Here is an 18,124-nt window from a genome sequence, read left to right as displayed (position 1 = left end):
TTTCGCCGTTGAAATCTCTACCTTGCCCGGCGGGGAGTGCCGGCGATAGTCGATTGTGTCGTCTTCGAGTATCAGTAGTTATCTCCTCATCGTGTAGACCGGGGGTTCAGTCGCCCACCGAGTCGGTGTTCGCGGACGCCGGGAACTCGTCGTCGTCCGGCGCGGGCGCGTCCGAGGCGGCCGGCCCGCTTTCGCTCTCCGGGAAGTAACACGCCGCCCGGTGGCTCTCGTCGCCGGTCTCGTCGATGGTCGGCTCGGCCTCCCGGCACGATTCCTCCGCTTTCGGACACCGCGGGGCGAACGCACAGCCGGAGGGGAGATCGACCGGATCCGGCGGCTCTCCCTCCAGCAGGACGCGCGTCCGGTCTGTAGTCGGATCCTTCTCGGGCGCGGCCGACAGCAGCGACGCGGTGTAGGGGTGTTCAGGCGCGGTCGCGACGGCGTCGACCTCGCCCTCCTCGATAACGCGGCCGAGGTACATGATGGCCAGTCGATCGGACACCTGCACCAGGCTCGCGAGGTCGTGGGAGATGTAGACGATGCCGATGTCCTCGGCGTCGGCCAGCCCCCGCAGCAGGTTCAGTAGGTTGACCTTTAGCGAGACGTCCAGCATCGACGCCGGCTCGTCGCAGATCAGGAAGTCCGGATCGAGTACCAGCGCCTTGGCGACCGCCACGCGCTGGCGCTGGCCGCCAGAGAGCTCGTGCGGGTACTTGTCGAGGAACGTCTCGGCGGGAGTCAACCCCACCTTCTCGAGCGTCTCGACGATGGCCCGCTCCTTCTCGTCGGTTCGGTAGTCGTGGATCGTCAGCGGCTCGCCGGCGAGTTTACGGACCGTCTGCCGCGGGTTCAGCGAGTCGAAGGGGTCCTGGAAAACGATCTGGACCTTCCGTCGGAACTCCTGGAGGTTGCCGTCCTGGTAGTACTCGTACGGCTCGCCGTCGAACGTCAGGTCGCCGCCGGTCGGGTTCTCGAGCAGTGCCATCGTCTCACCCAGCGTCGACTTTCCGCAGCCGCTCTCGCCAGCGACCCCGAGCACCTCCGACCGGCGGACCGACAGTGAGACGCCGTCGACCGCCTTCACGCGGTCGGGGTCCTCGCCACGGAACTTGTTCAGCAGCGGCTGGCTCTGCTTGTAGTGTTTCTCGAGGTTCTCGGTCTCGAGGATGACCTCGCCGCGCTCGGAGCTGCCGTCGCTGTCGTCGGGGATGTCCCACGTCTCCGGGTCGTCGGCCACCTGCCGCATTTGCGCGGCCTCCTTGACGCGGTGGCAGGCCGACCGGTGGTTTCGGTTGGGGAGATCCACGAGTTCCGGGTGGGACTCCCCGCACTCGTCGGTGGCGAACGGACAGCGGTCCTGAAACACGCAGGCTGTCGTCTCCCCGTTCAGGTTCGGCGGCGATCCGGGAATCGCAACGGGATCCCCATCCTCCTCGTCGATCTCCGGGAAGGAGTTTTTCAGCCCCATCGTGTACGGATTCGTGGGATTGACCAGCACGTTGTCGACGCTGCCCTGTTCCATGACCTTCCCGCCGTAGAGAATCGAAAGCTCGTCGCAGGTCTCGGCGATGACGCCGATCTCGTGGGTGATCAACAGCAGCGAGCTGTCCGTCCGCTCCTGAATCTCGAGGATTTTGTCGATGATCTTGTCTTGGACGATCACGTCCAGCCCAGTCGTCGGCTCGTCGGCGATGATGAGGTCCGGCTCGAGAGCCAGCGCCATTGCGATGGTGACCCGCTGGCGCATCCCGCCGGAGAACTCGTGGGGATAGTCGTCGATCCGTTCGGGGTCTAGGCCGACCATCTCGAACAGTTCATAGACGCGGTCGCGGGCCTTGGCGTCCGTGACGTTCCGGTGGGCGTGGATCGCCTGCGCGATCTGATCGCCGGTCGACATTACTGGATCAAGCGAGTCCATCGCGCTCTGGGGGATGTAGGCGATGTCCTCCCAGAGGATATCTCGGCGCTCGGCCTCTGAGAGAGACGTGAGGTCCGTCCCGTCGAACTCGATGGTCCCGCGCTCGATAGTGCCGTTGCCCGGGAGCAGGCCCAGCAGCGCCTCCGCGACGGTGGACTTGCCGGAACCGGACTCGCCGGCGAGTCCGTAGTTGACGCCCTTCTCAATGGTAAAGGAGACATCGTTGACGGCGTGGACCGGTTCGTCGTCGGTTTTGTACGTGACTTTCAGGTCGTCGACTTCGAGTACGCTCATTGGTCTGTCTGGATTTCGGGGTTGATGACTTCCTCGTAGGCGCGGCCGATGAGGAACACCGAGGTGGTTATCGCGGCGATACCGATCGCGGGCGGGAGTACCCACCACCACGCGACGCGCATGTTGCCGGAGGCGAACACCTGCCGGAGCATCCGGCCCCAGCTGGTCATCGTCGGATCGCCGAAGCCGAGGAACGCGAGGCTCGCCTGCGCGGCGATCGCCCACGCGACGCCGTAGGCGGTGTAGAGGAACCCGATCGGCAGCACGTTCGGCGCGACGTGGTACAGCATCGTCCGCAGGTCGCTCGCGCCGCTGGCCCGTGCGGACTTGACGAACGTCCGCTCGCGAACCGACAGCACCTCCGAGCGGACGACACGGGCCGGCATCTTCCAGAGGAAGGCGGCGATGATCGCCGTGATTAGCCAGATGTTCGGCGTCACGAACGTCAGCAACAGCAGCGCCATCGGCATGAACGGCAGCGAGAACGTCAGGTCGGTCAGCCGCATCAGCAGCTCGTCGACCCAGCCGCCGTAGTAGCCACTGACGACGCCGATTGCGAAGCCGATGGCGCCCGTGCCCAGCCCGCCGAACAGGCCGACGATGAGCGTCGGCCGCGCGCCGGCGAGGAACTGGCTCAGCACGTCTTTCCCGTAGGACGTCGTCCCGAAGAACGCATCCGCGCTCGGAGCGGCGAGCCGGAGGACGGAACCGCCGTCGCTGCGGACGGTGTGCTCGATCGGATCGTGGGGGGCCAGCCACGGCCCGAACAGTCCGAGGAACACGAACGTCCCGACGACGATCATCCCGCCGAACGCCAGAGGATCTTGCCGCAAGAACGCGAACTGGTCGCGGACGGCCGTCCACAGGTCGTCGATGCGACTGTACAGCGCTCCCTCGGATTTCGTTTCGGTGCTCACGCGGCACCACCCCCGTCGGTCGAGACCGTCGGATCGAAGTACGCGTAGAGGACGTCAGCGGCGAGATTCGCGATGATCACGGCCAGCGCCATGATGAAGACGGCCGCCTGCACCAGCGGGTAGTCCTGCTGCTGGATGGCTAACACGAGTTCGCGGCCGATCCCGGGCCAGCTGAAGACGACCTCGAGCAGGATCAGGCCCTGGAAGATCATCCCCAGCCGCAGCGTGAAGTACGTCAGAATGGGCAGCATCGAGTTCCGCCCGGCACGGGCCAACTGCGCCATCTCGGAGAGCCCCTTGGCGCGGTGGAGTTTGAGGAACTCGGAACCGCGCTTCTCGACGACGCCGTTGCGGGCGAGCAGCAGGAAGTCCCCGCTGTAGTAGAGGACGGCGACCGTGAAGGGGAGGATGTAGTGGTGCAGGAAGTCTAGCGAGACGAACGTCTCGAGGTAGCCGTCCGGCGTCGCCCGGATCGATCGCATGCCGAGCGCCGGCACGATCTCGAGATTGTACGCGAAGACGATGATGAAGCCGATCGCCGTGATGAACACCGGCGTCGAGCGCAGCAGCGTCGTCGAGACGATACTGAGCTTCTCGAGGCGGCTGCCCCGGTTCCAGCCGGCGTACATGCCGAGTAGCGAGCTCAGTATCGCCGTCGTCACGAGCGCGGGCACGAGCAGGATCAACGAGTTGGTCAGGCGCGGCTCGAGGACCGTCCAGACCGGCTGGCTCCGCAGGATCGAGTAGCCGAACTGGAAGGTCAGCAGGCTCGTGAGGTAGTTGACGTACTGTTTCCACATCGGCTCGTCGAGGCCGTACATCGACCGGATCTCGGTGATCTGCTCCTGATTTAGGTTCCCCGAGGTCACGAGCGCCTCGAAGGGGCTTCCCGGAAGGAGCCGCAGAACGACGAAGATCACCGAGACGGCGACCAGCGTCAGCAAGACAGAGATCGCGAGCCGCTTGAGCAGGAACCGCTGGAACTTCGTCATCGGTCGCCCTCCGCGGTGATCGCCGTCTTGTTCGCCGACTGTGCCATCACGTCGACCGCCGTGCGGTCGCTCGGCGGCGTCGTCGCGCCGGTCGCCACACGGCCGCTCCGTGCGGCACGCTCGACTAACGCGGTGGCACGGTCGGGGTGCCTGTTCGACTCCGTTCGGTTTTGTCCTCTGGTGAGGGTGATCGTGCAGTTCATTGTGAGAAATCGGGCTGATCGAGCTCCGAGCGGCGCTTGTAGGTGTTTTCGGGCTGAATTCGTTCGACGAACGCCCCCCAGGCGTCGCCGTTGGGGAAGCGCAGGTTGCCATCGCCGTCCCAGGTGTAGCCCGCCCGTTCGAGGACGTTGCGCGCTTCCTCGACATCGTAGCTGTATCCGGTCGTCTCGGGGTTGTGCCACTGAGTGAGCGAGGAGATCGGGTTCTCGCCGGCCGGAACCGTCGCTTCGCCCTGCAAGAAATCCTCGACGAACCCCTGCGAATCGACGGCCTTGGCCAGCGCGACGCGGAACTCCTTGTCGCGGACGAGCGGACAGGAGAACATGAGCTTCGTATCCAGCGGGGCGTAGTTGCCGGCCGACATCTGCTCGACCCCGTCGGCGTTGGCCGCGCGGTCGGCCTGCAGTATCGAGAGGGTCGTCCCGACGGCGTCGATCGCCCCGCTCTGGAGTGAGCCGATCAGCGCGTCGACGTTGCTCACGTTGATCCAGATGACCCGTTCGATGCCCGGACCGCGCTCGGCCTGGTCGCCCAGCGCATCAGCTCGCCAGTCGTCGTCGAACATCCAGTGGCCGTCGTTACGCGAGGCCGAGAATCGGGTCCCCTGCTCCCAGTCCTCGAACTGAAACGGGCCGGTCCCGATGGGGGCGTCTGGGTTGTGCTGGGACGGGTTGTCCACGTCTTCCCATCGGTGCTTCGGGAGGATGACGCTGCGGACGACCCGCTGAGTCATGAACGCCGCGTCGGGGTTCGTCAACTCGAACCGCACCTCGTGATCGCCGAGCACCTCGACAGACTCGATCGGCTCGTAGAACGGCACCTGGCTCGAGGAGGAGTACTCCTGATAGAGCTCGACAGTGAACTTCACGTCCTCGGCGGTGAACGGCTCGCCGTCGTGCCACTCGACGCCCTCGCGCAGCGTGAGCTCGACGGTCGTCTCGTCGACGAAACCGCCGCCGGTCGCCAGCGCGGGGACCACGTCGAGGTCGGGCGTCGCATCGAACAACCCGTCGTAGATGAACGTCAGCCGCTTGGCCTCCGCGCCTCCGGCCGACCAGGGCAGGTTCAGCGAATTCATCGACGCCGAGACGCCCTTGACGTAGGTGCGGTTGTCCGTCTCGGGCTGAAGGTTACTCTCGGTCCAGACGAACGAGTCCTTCGTCGGGCCGTTACCCGGCGTCTTCACGTAGCCGGACCACCGCTCCGTGTTGACCGCCGTGACGACGTTCGGGAAGAGCGTGATCAGCGCCCCGACGTCCTCGGCGAAAATCTCTTGAGCCCGATCGACGAGCTCCTCACGCTCGGCCCGCTCGGTCGTCCGGGCCTGTTCGGTGAGGGTCTCCTGCAGTTCTGGATGGTAGTAGTTGTCGTAGTTCGAGAGCGATCCCTCGGTCCGGCGCATCAACAGCGGGTTCGGATCGAGCCCCCGTTGCGGGTCGGGGCCGTGTGTGCTCATCGAGATCACCGCTTCGAGCCCCTTCGTCGACCAGCTCTGGGCGTAGAGCTGGTTCAACGGTCGGTCGTTGAGCTCGACGGCGATCCCCAGATCGTCGAGGCCGCGCTGGACCATCAACGCGTGCTCGCGCACCCACGGGTCGTCTTCGCTCGAAAACTCGACGGGCAAACGGTCGAGCACCGCGCCCGCGGTCGCGTTGTAATCCAACGGCGGCGAGTCGGTATCGATCGTCTCCCACTCCCGCCAGTACTTCGTCTCGACGGTTTCCGGCACGCCGGCGGGCACGTCCAGTTCGAGACTCTGCCCGCGACTGCCGCTACAGCCAGCGAGCGCACTCGTCCCGAGGGCCGCAGCCGTGGCGAGGTAGCCGCGCCGCGTCATCCGGTCGCGCGGTTTTGTGACCGAACTATCATGATTTTCACTATGCTTCATCCACTCCCTCGTTACAGGCTATCTAGAATCATACTACCCCCTATCGGCCCCGATAGCTATCGCTATTTAAATGGGGTGGGATATATCACGCCGTCTCCGATCTCGAGGCCGACCAGGAACGGTCACTGCTTCCGCGGTCCGTAGATGAGCTCGAGCAGCGTTCGCTCAGCGGTCCGGAGTCGCTCGCTCACCGTCGACTGCGCAATGTCGAGTTCGCCCGCGAGGTCCGTCGCCGTCGCTTCGCGAGGGATATCGAAGTAGCCGTGATCGTACGCCGTCTCGAGAACCGCCAACTGGTCGTCGGTGAGCTTCGAAACGAGGACCTCGGTCAGTCGGCCGCTGTCGAGTGGTTCGCCCGGCTCGTCGTCCTGGGTGACAGACAGCAGTTCGAACTCGCCGAGCGTCTCCTGGACCTCGTCGGCCATCGCACGGAACTGGTCCCAGTTGCGCGCAGTCACCACGGCCTCGAAGACGCCGTTCTGGAGGACGATACGGTTGGGGATCGTCTCCTGGCGCAACACCAGGCTCAAGATGAACGGGTATGACTCGTTCGCGAGGATGGTGAGTCGCCGAATCTCGAAGTCGTCCGATTCGGTCGGGATCTCGGTACTGTAGAACAACGACACGCCGGAGATTTCCTCGATGACGACGTTCGGGTCGAACGTGCCGTTCACCACGACGGTCAGCGACTCCAGCCACGTGCCGTCCTCGACGTAGAATGCGTTGTCGAGTTCGATACTCCGGACGTCAGCCAGTTCCTGGTGGAGCTTCGCCATCACACCCGTCGGCACAGTCGTGAACTCGACGCGTAGAATTGGCGACCCTCCTTATGGGGTAGAGTCCGACCCACTCATATATAGCTCACGCTTGTCACGGTCGGTCAGCTCACCAACGGCCAGTAACGAGTGACGAGAGGGTGGCGACCGCGACAGCGAGGAGCATCGTCACAATGCCGAACGCGGCGATGTCCCGATGCGAGAGCGGTCCCCAGTCCATCGAGACGAGCACCGCCGTCGTGTTGAACGACAGGATCGTCGTCGAACCGACGACTCGGCGTTCCGCTTAGCTCTTGTCGCGACCGACGTAGAGCGTCTTCGAGACCTCGGCGTACACCGTGCCCTCCTCGTCGAACAGTCGAACGTCGTACTCGCGGTCGGTCGACTCGCCGGGGTCGATTCTCTCGCGAATCGTCTCTATCTCCTCGTCGGGGAGCCGAAAGTCGGCGTACAGCGTCCGGTCGCCCGGTCGTTTGAACTCGATCTCCGCCGCGCGGTCCCAGACGGTGAAGCCGTCGCCGAGCCGTTGGTTCAACATGATGACGTAGACGGGGTCGACGGCGGCGTACATGCTCCCGCCGAACATCGTCCCGTAGACGTTCTTCGTCCGCCACGTCAGCGGGAGTTCGACCTGCACGCGACTCCAGTCGGCGGCGACGTATCGGACTCTGCCGCCGGTGCTTCGGTACGTCGGGTGGAGGTTGAACCCGAGACGTGCGAGACGCGTCCGCAGCGATTCGCTCATGGATGTCGGTCGGAGGGTCGCGGGAAGTCAGTTCGGATGTAGGTTCGGCGACTCGTCGACGGCGATCTCGTCGTCTTCGCTCATCTCCCCTGCGGAGACGAAACGGTCATACGCGCGAGACGGCAACACCCACGAAAATGGAGTGCGACAAATGCGACCGCGACGCCGTCATGGTCGCGAACTACTCGGGGGCGCATCTCTGCGAGAACCACTTCTGCGCCTCGGTCGAGAAACGCGTCCGGCGGCGCGTCCGCGAGGACAGCCTCGTCCCCCGCGACGCCAGCCCCGACGACCCCGATACGTGGGTCGTCGGCCTCTCGGGCGGCAAAGACAGCGTCGTGCTCACGCACATCTTGGAGGAGACGTTCGGGCCGGACCCCCGAATCGAACTCGTCGCGCTCTCCATCCACGAGGGTATCGAGGGCTACCGCGACAAGAGCTTAGACGCCTGTGTCGAACTCTGTGAAGACCTCTCGCTCCGACACGAGGTCGTCTCCTACGAGGAGGAACTCGGTGTCCGCATGGACGACGTGGTGGAGAAAGATCCCGAGAACATGGCTCCCTGTGCGTACTGCGGCGTCTTCCGACGCGACCTGCTCGAACAGTACGCCGAGGAACTCGGCGCGGACAAACTGCTGACCGGCCACAACCTCGACGACGAGGCGCAGACGGCGCTGATGAACTTTCTCGAAGGCGACGTCACCCAGGTCGCGAAACATTTCGACGCGAGTATCGGCGGCTTCGAGGAGCGCGCGCTCACCGACGACTTCGTTCCCCGCGCGAAACCGCTGCGCGACGTACCCGAGAAGGAAGTCGCGCTGTACGCACACCTGAAGGACCTCCCGGCGCACATCACCGAGTGTCCGCATGCGAGTGAAGCCTATCGCGGGGAAATCCAACAGTTGCTCCTCGAACTCGAAGAGAACCATCCCGGCACGCGCCACTCCATCATGGCCGGCTACGAGGAACTCGCGAAGATGGCGGCCGAGCAGTACCGCGGCGACAGCGACGAGGACGTCGAACTCAACGAGTGCGAACGCTGCGGGTCGAAAACCGGCGGCACCGTCTGTCGCAAGTGTAAACTCGTCGAGGCGGTCGAAGCCGTCTGAACGGGTCGTCACGGGACGACGCCTGCGTTCTCGTTTTCGCGCCTTCGCGACGCGGTCGCTCGCCGACGAAGTCGTCGAGACCTGAGAATCTGAGAACCGAGTACGGCCGAAGTCGCTGGACAGTCAGCGAATGACGTCGAGGCCGTTGTTCCGTTCGACCTCGTCGCGTCCGCCGTCGGACTGCCACGACCCACTCGCACCGGGGTTCGTCCGGTGCTGGCGGTTCTGGTTCGTCTCGAACTCCGAACTCGAACTCCCGTCGAGGCTGGCGCGCGAGCGGTCGGCCTGCTTCTGCGTCGTCGGGCCGAGCACCTGCGCGCTCTGGACGCCGGTCATGATGGCCATGACGCGGACCTTGCCTTTGTACTCCTCTTGGATGCGAGCGCCCCAGATGACGTTGGCGCTCGCTTCGAGGCGTTCGGTGATGTTGTCGGCGATGCCCTCGGCCTCCTTGAGCGTGAGGTCGGGACCGCCGGTGATATGGACGAGACCGCCGGACGCGCCACGGTAGTCCACGTCGAGAAGCGGGTGGTTCATCGCGTCGCGGACCACCTCTTCGGTCTTGTTTTTGTCCTGCGTCTCACCGACCAGCATCACGGCGACGCCACCCTGGTTCATGATGGTGGACATGTCGGCGTAGTCGAGGTTGATGAGCGACGGCTGGGTGATGGTCTCCGAGATCCCCTTCACCGTCTCGGCGATGATCTGGTCCATCACCGAGAACGCCTTCCCGATCGGGAGGTTCGGGACGTAGTCGAGCAACCGGTTGTTGTCGAGGACGATGATGGAGTCCGCCTCGTTGCGGAGTTTCTCCAGCCCTTCCTCGGCTTTCACCGTTCGGGCGCGCTCGACGTTGAACGGCGTCGAGACCATGCCGACGACGATGGCACCCTGCTCTTTGGCGATCTTGGCGACGACGGGGGCCGCACCGGTCCCGGTACCGCCGCCCATCCCTGCCGTGACGAACACGAGGTCGGCCTTGCCGAGAACCTCTTTGATGGTCCCCTGGGCCATCTCGGTCGCCCGCTCACCCATCGAAGGGTCACCGCCGGCCCCGAGGCCGGAGGTCAGCGACTTGCCGACGAGAATCTTCGTGTCGGCCTCGATCATCTTCAGGTGCTGTTTGTCGGTGTTTATGGCGATGGTGTCGGCACCCTCGACGCCGATGTTGTAGAGACGGTTGATGGTGTTGTTACCGGCACCACCGCAACCGACGATGACGATACGGGGTTCGCCGAAATCGTCGTCGTCGTCGCTCTGCGCCTCCATATCGCGCTGCTCGGCTTCGGCGTTCTCGAGTGCGTCTTGAACGATATCTTGCATCGATTACACCTTCGCCCAGCTGCGCTTGGCGCGCTCGGGGCGTTTCGCGTCGCGTTCCTCGACCTGTTCGTTGAGCATCTCGCGGACGGCCGAACGGATGGCTTCGCTTCGGTTCGGGAACTCTCCCGTTTCCACCATCTGTTCGACTTCCTCGATCTGCTGCTTCGGAATTCGTAGTGTCACACGCTCCATATTTGCATTCCCCCGGTAAGACGGTCGGGCACATGCCCGATGTCGTCTGACGCGCCGAAACCGCACGAAGAGGGCGACTTAGCCCCGCCGGCTTCGGAACGTAAGACGACCGTCTTACGCGAACGTAAGCACAGAGCGATAGGATATAAATGTAACGGCGGCTGTAAGACGCCATCGCGGAAACGGTGTATACGTGCGCCAGAAGTGCCTCAACGACGTTCGAGCACGTCGGCCGCCGGGGTCCGCCGACCGCACCCCGGACAGAACGCCCAGTCCGAGCGCACCTCGTCGCCGCAGTCGCAGAACAGCCGACGGGACGCCTTCTCGCCGCAATTCGGGCAGTACATCTGGTCATCGGACAGTTCTTCGCCGCACTGATTGCACGATCTCTCGTCGGTCCGCTCCGAGTCGTCGAGCGTTGTCTTACGCGCCTCCGAGTCGTCGCCTCCCGCACCGTCGAGACTGATGTTGACGTTTACGTCCTGCGGGCGGCGGTTCTCGACTTCGCGGAGTCGTTCGTCGACGAGTTCGTCGACGCGCTCGCGGACGAGACGGTCGACCGCCTCGCGAGCCGATGCTGGCGTCGTCTCCGCTGCACCGTCGTCACGTTCCGACGCGTCGAGGTACGCACGAAGCGCCTCGCGCATAACCTCGCTCTTGGAGGCCTCTAACGCCTCCAACCGCTCGACGAGGTCGTCGTCCGCGCGGAACGTCACTTTACTCATCTTCGTTGAGAGGAATTATGCCACACTATTTCAATCTTCCCCAATGCTCGTCATTCGTTCACGTACGACGTGCCGAACAGTAATCGTTATACGCGAGAGGGCGGTACGAGAGAGCACCGCTCTTAGCTCAGCCTGGCAGAGCAGCCGACTGTAGATCGGCTTGCCCCCCGTTCAAATCGGGGAGAGCGGACTGAACTTCAGTACCGAGAGCGCAGCGAACCGGTGCTGAATGTGACGGATTCCTCGGTCCGAGTTGAGCAGGTGAGTCGCAGCGCGCGAACGGTGTGGGCGCCTCGTCTGACTGAGTTCAAATCGGGGAGAGCGGACTTGTCGAGTGAACGCTCGCCCACAAAAGCAGGTAGAGCGAGTTCACTCGACTCTACCCGTCGGACTGACGCGCACCTCTGAACTGCGTGACGTGCGTGAACGTGACCAAGCCGAGTCCACCGACGAAGTTCCCGGCCGTGACGGTCGCCGTCATGACGACGAACGAGACGACGCCGACCTCGGCCCCGAAGAGCACGCCGATGAAGACGTGGAGCATGGTGACGACGACGTGGTCGAACGGACCGAGCGCCAACAGGAACCCGACGATGTACGCCATCGTGATGCGGCTTCTGACGCTGTTGGCGGCCGCAAGGAGAAACGACAGTAGTGCGACGAGCGCCCCGCCCGCGACGCCGTTGGCGAACTCCGTAGCCACTCCGCGGCGGACGAACTCCACGGCGAACGCTCGCAGCGCCTCCGTGGTGTGCGCCGACAGCGTCCCCTCCACGGAGAAGACCAACGCGAAGAGACCGCCGCCGAGCAGGTTGAACACGAAAGTAACGACCCAGAGACGAAAGAGCGGCCGGAGCATCCACGAATCCGCCTTGACCGCCTTCGCCGTCGGGTCGAAGAAGTTCTCGGTGAACAGTTCCGTGCGGCCGACGATGAGGAACACGACGCCGACGCCGAAGGCGAGCGCGCCTGCGAGCTCGGCGAGCGAACCGAACTGCCGTCCGACCGCGGCGTGGACGTGCCCGAGCGCGACGATGCCGAACACGACGGTGAACCCCGCGATGAAACTCGTCGAAACCAGTTCGAGCAGCGACTGATCGAGGCGTCGCTCGCCTTCCGCGACCGCTCTTTCGAAAATCTCGGCGGGTTCGGGAGCTACTGACATGTGGGAATAATCAGCCGAGAAGATGAAAAACGTCGGGGCGGTCCTCGAAGGTCGACAGCGACCGCGCGGGCGAGCGGAACGGGATTCGGCGCGCACGTCTCGCGCCCTCGATCCCGGGAAATCCTTCCGCCGTGGGTGACACTTACGGTCGTACGCACGTACGACGTGGTATGCGACACCGCGAACTCGGCACCACCGGTTACGACGTGACCGAAATCGGTCTCGGCACGTGGAACATCGGCAGCGACTGGGGCGATGTGACGGCGGAGGAGGGGCGCGAGGCGGTCCGCGCGGCGCTCGATGCGGGCGTCGATTTCATCGATACGGCGGACGTCTACGGCGACGGCGCGAGCGAGAAGCGTATCGCCGAAGTCCTGGACGAGGAGGACGCCCGCGACGACGTGACCGTCGCGACCAAAGCGGGCCGCCGCCTCGACCCGCACGAGACCGACGGTTACACCCACGAGAACCTCGAACGGTTCGTCGACCGGAGTCGCGAGAACCTCGGCGTCGACTCGCTCGACCTGCTCCAACTGCACTGCCCGCCGACCGACGTGTACTACCAACCCGAGGTGTTCGAGGCGCTGGACGACTTGAAGGACACGGGGACACTCGACCACTACGGCGTCAGCGTCGAGACGGTCGAGGAGGGGCTGAAGGCCATCGAGTACGACGGCGTCGAGACGGTCCAGATAATCTTCAACCCGTTCCGTCAGCGCCCCGCCGAACTGTTCTTCCGGGAGGCGATTCGCCGCGACGTCGGCGTCGTCGTCCGCGTGCCGCTGGCGTCGGGCCTCCTCACCGGTAACCTCTCCGTAGACGACGAGTTCCCCGAGGACGACCACCGCAACTACAACCGCGACGGCGACGCCTTCGATGTCGGCGAGACGTTCGCCGGTGTACCCTTCGAGACGGGCGTCCGCGCCGCCGACGCGCTCGAACCCGCGGTGTCCGACGACGCGACGCTCGCGCAGTTCACGCTCCGGTGGATTCTCTCGTTCGACGCCGTGAGCGCCGTCATCCCCGGTTCGACCAGTCCGGAACACATCCGGCAGAACGTCGCCGCCGCCGACCTCCCCGAACCGACGGCCCAGCAGCACGAACTCGTCCACGAGGTGTACGACGAGTACGTGCGTGACCACGTCCACCACCGCTGGTGAGCGGCGGGCGCGACGCGTCGTCTCCGGACGTCGACCTCACGGGTCCACCCAACGACTATGAGTGTCGTCGTCGTAGGACCGCAGGTCACGATGTCGGAGAAGACACACAGCGACGTCCCGATTCGAGTCGGTATCGTCGGTCTCGGCTACATCGGCACGACCGTCGGCGACGAGTTCGCCCACCACCCGCAGGCGCGCGTTGCGGCGGTGTGCGACGTAGCCGAGTCCGCGCGCGTCGACGCGGGCGAGCAGTTCTCGGTGCCGCCCGAGTCGCGCTACGAACAGTACGGGGAGATGCTCGACGGCGAGAACCTCGACGCGGTGCTCGTCGGCACGCCGCACACGCTCCACTACGAGCAGGTCGTCGCGGCGCTGGAGCGCGGGCTGCACGTGCTCTGTGACAAACCGCTGACGACTGACCTCGAACGGGCACGGGACCTCTACGAGCGAACGCTCGACGCCGACGAAGTGCTGATGGTCGGCTACCAGCGCCACCTCAACCCGGCGTTCGTCGAAGCGCGACGGCGGTGGACCGAGAGCGGTCGAACGCCGCAGTGGATAACCGCCGAAATCAGTCAGGACTGGGTCGACCGCTTCCGCGGCACGTGGCGCGCGAACCCGGACCTCAGCGGTGGCGGCTACCTCTACGACACCGGGAGCCACATCCTCGACGCCATTCTCTGGACGACGGACCTCACGCCGACGGCCGTCCGCGCGGACATGACCTTCGTCGACGACGAACAGCGCGTCGACGAACGCGCGGAGCTCTGGATCGAGTTCGAGGAGGGAGCCAACGCCAGCGTCTCGGTGTACGGGAAGACGCCGGCCACGCGCGAACACATCCACATCTGGGACGACGAGGGCGCGGTGTACCTCGACGGGCGCGAGTGGGAGGACCGAGAACTCTCCGAAATCGACGCCAACAGTACGACGCACACGCCGTACCTCGCGGATCACTCGCATCCGAACAAAGCCGAGTCGTTCGTCCGCGCGATTCGGGAAGGGACTACGCCGCCCGCGACACCGATGGACGGCCTCCGCGTCACGGCGGTCACCGAGGCCGCCTACGAGTCCGCTCGCGGCGATGGTGACTGGGTGAGTATCGACCTGTAACCGGCGTCCGAATCCGGCGTTTCGACTCGCACCCGCGCCGCCACTACGCCTTTTTGGCTCCGAACCGTACGGTGAGCTATGGCCGACGAACCCGACGAGAACTCCCGGACCGATTCGAGTCACGAGAGCGTCATCGAGAACTCGCGGCGGCGAAAGGACGAACGCGCCGACACGGTCGAGAACATCATGGACGAGATCGACCGGCATCTCGAGGGCCAGAAGTTCCCCGTCCGCGGCGAGGAACTCGCCGAGGAGTACGGCGGCCAACCCGACGACATGCCGAACGAGACGGAGTCGCTCGGCAGCGTCTTCGACCGACTCGGACAGGACGAGGAGTACGAGTCCGCCGAGGAAGTTCGGGAGGCGGTGTACGGCGAAGTGACCGGCGAAGCAGGCGGCGAGAACGAGTACAATCCCGACCGCGAACTGCAGGAGATCGCCGAGGACGTCGTCGACGACGAGTCGAACACGAGCGCGAACTGACCCGTCCGCCCCCGCTGCGTCCGTCTCACCGCTACGTCCGTCTCACCGCGGCGTCCGTCTCCCCGCCGCGTCGCCGGAACCCGACACTCGACGCCTTTCGGTCGAGATTCCGGAAGGCAGCGTCACCCATCCCCATACTTTTGAAGTGCGCGGAGAAGGTGGCTGCATGGCAACCAGACTCCCACCCTCCGAGTTCGAGGCGCGCATCGACAGCATCCGCGGCGCGCTCGCCGACACCGACGCCGACGCCGGCGTCTGGTTCGGCGCGACGAGCATCGAGTATCTCACCGGGTTCCACCACATCCAGACGGAGCGGCCCGTCGTCCTCGCGGTGACGCCGAACCGAATCGAGATTACGGTGCCCCGACTCGAAGTCGAGCGCGTCGAACCCAACCATCGAATCGACGCCGTCCACCACTACTTCGACTACCCCGGCGGCAAGCCGATAGAGACGGCCGTCTCGATGCTGCGCGGGATGGGCGTCGACGCCGTCGCCGCCGACGGAGACGGCGCGCCCGGGGTGATGGGCTACGAAGGGCCGAAGCTCTCGGAGTTCGTCGACGTCGAGTCCCAGCGCTGGGTCGACCGGATGCGCTGGGAGAAGACCGACGCCGAGGTCGACCTCATCCGCGAGTCGGCGAAGTGGGCGAACCTCGGCCACCGCTACCTCGCCGACTACACCGAAGTCGGCGCGCACCCGGCGACGGTCAGCCAGCAGGCGTCGACCGACGCCTCCCGCGCGATGCTCGACACGCTCGGCGACCGCTACTCGGTTCGGGTCCGCGGCAACGGCCCGGTCCACGCGGGCTACATCAGCGGGACCGAGACCGCGCTCCCGCACGGGCACACGCCGAACGAACGGCTGTCGGAGGGCGACGTACTCATCACCGGCGCGTCGGCGAACGTCGACGGCTACCACTCCGAACTGGAGCGGACGATGTTCGTCGGTGAACCGACCGACGAACAGGAGCACTACTTCGAACTCATGCTCGAAGCCCAGACCCTCGCCATCGAAGCGCTCGGGCCGGGCGTCTCCATCAGTCACGTCGACCAGGTCGTCTGGGACTACTTCGAAGAGCAGGGCGTCGCCGACCTCGCCCAGCACCACGTCGGCCACAATATCGGTCTTGACGGTCACGAACCGCCGTACATCGACCGCGGGTGGGACGACGCCCAGGAGGACCCCGCCGACGCCGAGATGGCCCCCGGGCAGGTGTACACCATCGAACCCGGCATCTACACCGACGAGTTCGGCTACCGCCACTCCGACACCATCGCCATCACCGAACGGGGCACCGAGTGGCTGACGTTCTTCCCGCGCGACCTCGAATCGAACGTCGTTCGGTAGACGCGTCGCGTTCTCTTCTCTCTCTCGCGCCACGCTTTCCTCACCCGCCGAGCGACACGTCCAACCCGGTAACGCGACGAACCAACGCTTCGAGCGCCGCTGGTCGAGACAGCGGACTCGGCCGGTCGACGGTCCAGACGTTCGTCGATTCGACGACCACCACGTCCTCGTCGCCGTTGCCGTCGCCGTCGGTGAGCGCGACGACGACGCGCCGAACGTGGTCGAGTCTGATGCCGTTCGCGCCGTTGTTTTTGGTCGTACTCTCGACGACTGCCGACGAGGTGACGCGCGTGAGTTCGACCCCGTTGTCGTCGTTCTCGTTGGCGACGTTTCGCGCCAGCACCGCGCTCCGGGCGTCGGTCACGTTGATGCCGTCCGCGCCGTTGTTCCACACCCTGTTGTCGAGCAGGCGAGTCTGCGCCGACCGATGAAATCGGACGCCGTCCGCCCCGTTGTCGAACACCTCGTTGCGCTGGACGAGATTCCGGTCGCCGCCGTGGTCTATCTCGATACCGTCGTCGGCGTTGTCGCGCACGACGCTCCCCTGCACGACGTTCGCCGTCGCGTTCCTGAGGACGATGCCGTCGCGGGCGCTGTCGGTCACCGTGTTTCCGACGATGCGGTTCCCGCGAGCGCCGAGGCGAAGCAGGATGCCGTCGCGGGCGCTGTCGGTCACCGTGTTGCGCTGCACGAGGTTGTTCGACGCCTCCCCGCGGAGCAGGATGCCGTCGCTGCCGCTGTCGCGGACGACGTTCCCGACGACGCGGTTGCCGTCGGCGACGCCGATCGGGATGCCGTCGTTCCGGTTTCCGGTGACGACGTTGTCGACTACGGTGTTGTTGTCCGACCGGGCGACGTCGATGCCGTCGTCGAGGTTGTTCCGGACCGTGTTTCGCCGGACGACGTTGTCGTCGGCGTCGCGCAGTTCGATACCGTCGGCGTTCTCCAACCCCTCGTTTCCGCGGACGAGGTTCGACGCAAGTAGGTTGCCGCTGGCGTTGTCCAGGTCGATCCCGTCGTCGATGTTCTCGTCGGCGACGCTCAGGCGAATTACGTTGTCGTTCGAGTCGTTCCGGAGGAGGATACCGTCGCCGCCGTTGTCGCCGCCGTTGCGGCGGAACGCGCTGTTCTCGATTCGGTTGTCGTCAGCGTCGTCGAAGACGATGCCGTCGTCGGCGTTGCCGTCGGCGCGACTGTCGACTACCGCCACGCCGGTCGTCGACGCGAGGTGCATCCCGTCGTTCGCGTTGTCGACGGCTGCGACGCCACCGAGCGACCCGCTGCCGACCCCGTGGAACCGGACGCCGGTCTCGAAGTCGGCGACGGTGAGGTTCTCGACAGTCACGTTGTCGACGCCGTCGGCGAGCACTCCCACGCCATCCCCGTCGCCCGAGAGCGTTCGCCCGTCGCCGACGATTCGGACGTCGTCGGCGTCGACGGTCAGACACGGACCCGACCCGCTCGCGTTGACGTCCTCGCCGACGACGTACGTTCCCGGAGTCGAAATCGTGGTACAGGTCGATAGCTCCACGTTCGTCGCGGCCGAGGCGTCCGTGGCCGTCGCTTCCGCCGTCGTCACCCCTGTCCCGACCGTGGAAAAGAGCACCGCGACGACGACCGCCCACGTCGCCACTCGGTACAGTCCGACTCTCTCAAGCATCTACCTGGTAAACGTATCGGAGCATCCATTGATTAAGATTCACATGTATTGTTTTGGAATATTGTGCGCCGAACGTGTCTGTACCGACGCTCTG

16 protein-coding genes, 1 tRNA gene and 1 pseudogene are annotated in these 18,124 nt (G+C 65.1%); 6 read left to right on the top strand and 12 right to left on the bottom strand.

All coding sequences use genetic code 11. The features are described from left to right. Nucleotides 1-106 precede the first annotated feature (106 nt). The 7 genes and pseudogenes from LAQ74_RS11770 to LAQ74_RS11745 form a co-directional block, all read right to left on the bottom strand. Entirely contained in the window at nucleotides 107-2,212 is a 2,106-nt protein-coding gene (locus tag LAQ74_RS11770) for a dipeptide ABC transporter ATP-binding protein (RefSeq protein WP_224332735.1), read from the bottom strand. Further along, on the bottom strand, nucleotides 2,209-3,129 hold the full coding sequence (locus tag LAQ74_RS11765) for an ABC transporter permease (protein WP_224332734.1): 921 nt from the start codon (nucleotides 3,127-3,129) through the stop codon (nucleotides 2,209-2,211). The genes LAQ74_RS11770 and LAQ74_RS11765 overlap by 4 nt, the downstream gene beginning before the upstream one ends. After that, on the bottom strand, nucleotides 3,126-4,121 hold the full coding sequence (locus tag LAQ74_RS11760; RefSeq protein WP_224332733.1) for an ABC transporter permease: 996 nt from the start codon (nucleotides 4,119-4,121) through the stop codon (nucleotides 3,126-3,128). Before LAQ74_RS11760 ends, LAQ74_RS11765 begins: the two co-directional genes overlap by 4 nt. Before the next feature lie 199 nt (nucleotides 4,122-4,320). After that, nucleotides 4,321-6,231: an ABC transporter substrate-binding protein gene (locus LAQ74_RS11755; protein WP_425498487.1), complete on the bottom strand. Its 1,911-nt coding sequence runs from the start codon at nucleotides 6,229-6,231 to the stop codon at nucleotides 4,321-4,323. A 122-nt stretch (nucleotides 6,232-6,353) separates the two neighbouring features. Then, nucleotides 6,354-7,007, bottom strand: a complete 654-nt coding sequence (locus LAQ74_RS11750) for a helix-turn-helix domain-containing protein (protein ID WP_224332732.1) — start codon at nucleotides 7,005-7,007, stop codon at nucleotides 6,354-6,356. A 104-nt stretch (nucleotides 7,008-7,111) separates the two neighbouring features. After that, nucleotides 7,112-7,281 (bottom strand): annotated as a pseudogene (locus LAQ74_RS20485) (SLC13 family permease); the annotation flags it as partial. 12 nt (nucleotides 7,282-7,293) lie between these two features. Beyond that, a complete protein-coding gene (locus LAQ74_RS11745; RefSeq protein WP_224332731.1) occupies nucleotides 7,294-7,752 on the bottom strand; it encodes a DUF4442 domain-containing protein in 459 nt (152 codons plus the stop codon). Nucleotides 7,753-7,889: 137 nt separating this feature from the next. On the opposite strand from LAQ74_RS11745, the gene ncsA reads away from it, so the two are divergent. Continuing rightward, a complete protein-coding gene (ncsA, locus tag LAQ74_RS11740) occupies nucleotides 7,890-8,861 on the top strand; it encodes a tRNA 2-thiolation protein NcsA (RefSeq protein ID WP_224332730.1) in 972 nt (323 codons plus the stop codon). A 123-nt stretch (nucleotides 8,862-8,984) separates the two neighbouring features. Here ncsA and ftsZ read toward each other — a convergent pair whose 3' ends face one another. From ftsZ to LAQ74_RS11725, 3 genes are all read right to left on the bottom strand, one after another. Then, nucleotides 8,985-10,184 (bottom strand): cell division protein FtsZ, encoded by a 1,200-nt coding sequence (gene ftsZ, locus LAQ74_RS11735; protein WP_224332729.1) that lies wholly within the window; start codon nucleotides 10,182-10,184, stop codon nucleotides 8,985-8,987. A gap of 3 nt (nucleotides 10,185-10,187) precedes the next feature. Continuing rightward, complete coding sequence (locus LAQ74_RS11730) at nucleotides 10,188-10,376, bottom strand: ribbon-helix-helix domain-containing protein (RefSeq protein WP_224332728.1); 189 nt, start codon at nucleotides 10,374-10,376, stop codon at nucleotides 10,188-10,190. A 209-nt stretch (nucleotides 10,377-10,585) separates the two neighbouring features. Then, nucleotides 10,586-11,101, bottom strand: a complete 516-nt coding sequence (locus LAQ74_RS11725; protein WP_224332727.1) for a zinc-ribbon domain-containing protein — start codon at nucleotides 11,099-11,101, stop codon at nucleotides 10,586-10,588. Nucleotides 11,102-11,217: 116 nt separating this feature from the next. Between LAQ74_RS11725 and LAQ74_RS11720 the strand changes: the two genes are divergently transcribed. Then, a tRNA-Tyr gene (locus LAQ74_RS11720) sits at nucleotides 11,218-11,291 on the top strand. 189 nt (nucleotides 11,292-11,480) lie between these two features. Here LAQ74_RS11720 and LAQ74_RS11715 read toward each other — a convergent pair. After that, the gene (locus tag LAQ74_RS11715; protein ID WP_224332726.1) at nucleotides 11,481-12,266 is read right to left on the bottom strand and encodes a formate/nitrite transporter family protein; all 786 of its coding nucleotides are present in this window, start codon (nucleotides 12,264-12,266) and stop codon (nucleotides 11,481-11,483) included. A 170-nt stretch (nucleotides 12,267-12,436) separates the two neighbouring features. Between LAQ74_RS11715 and LAQ74_RS11710 the strand changes: the two genes are divergently transcribed. The 4 genes from LAQ74_RS11710 (at nucleotide 12,437) to LAQ74_RS11695 (ending at nucleotide 16,370) form a co-directional block, all read left to right on the top strand. Next, nucleotides 12,437-13,426, top strand: coding sequence for an aldo/keto reductase (locus tag LAQ74_RS11710; protein ID WP_224332725.1), 990 nt, complete (start codon nucleotides 12,437-12,439; stop codon nucleotides 13,424-13,426). A gap of 90 nt (nucleotides 13,427-13,516) precedes the next feature. Further along, nucleotides 13,517-14,539: a Gfo/Idh/MocA family protein gene (locus LAQ74_RS11705; protein ID WP_224332724.1), complete on the top strand. Its 1,023-nt coding sequence runs from the start codon at nucleotides 13,517-13,519 to the stop codon at nucleotides 14,537-14,539. A 78-nt stretch (nucleotides 14,540-14,617) separates the two neighbouring features. Then, on the top strand, nucleotides 14,618-15,022 hold the full coding sequence (locus LAQ74_RS11700; protein WP_224332723.1) for a DUF5789 family protein: 405 nt from the start codon (nucleotides 14,618-14,620) through the stop codon (nucleotides 15,020-15,022). Nucleotides 15,023-15,188: 166 nt separating this feature from the next. Further along, nucleotides 15,189-16,370, top strand: a complete 1,182-nt coding sequence (locus LAQ74_RS11695) for a M24 family metallopeptidase (protein ID WP_224332722.1) — start codon at nucleotides 15,189-15,191, stop codon at nucleotides 16,368-16,370. A gap of 40 nt (nucleotides 16,371-16,410) precedes the next feature. On the opposite strand, the gene LAQ74_RS11690 is transcribed toward LAQ74_RS11695, so the two are convergent. Then, nucleotides 16,411-18,030: a right-handed parallel beta-helix repeat-containing protein gene (locus LAQ74_RS11690; protein WP_224332721.1), complete on the bottom strand. Its 1,620-nt coding sequence runs from the start codon at nucleotides 18,028-18,030 to the stop codon at nucleotides 16,411-16,413. Nucleotides 18,031-18,124 lie beyond the last annotated feature (94 nt).

It is taken from the genome of Haloprofundus halobius, assembly GCF_020097835.1.
Taxonomy (GTDB): Archaea; Halobacteriota; Halobacteria; order Halobacteriales; family Haloferacaceae; genus Haloprofundus; species Haloprofundus halobius.
The sequence above is the reverse complement of the archived record's forward strand: the minus strand, read 5'-3'. Positions and strand labels throughout refer to the sequence as shown.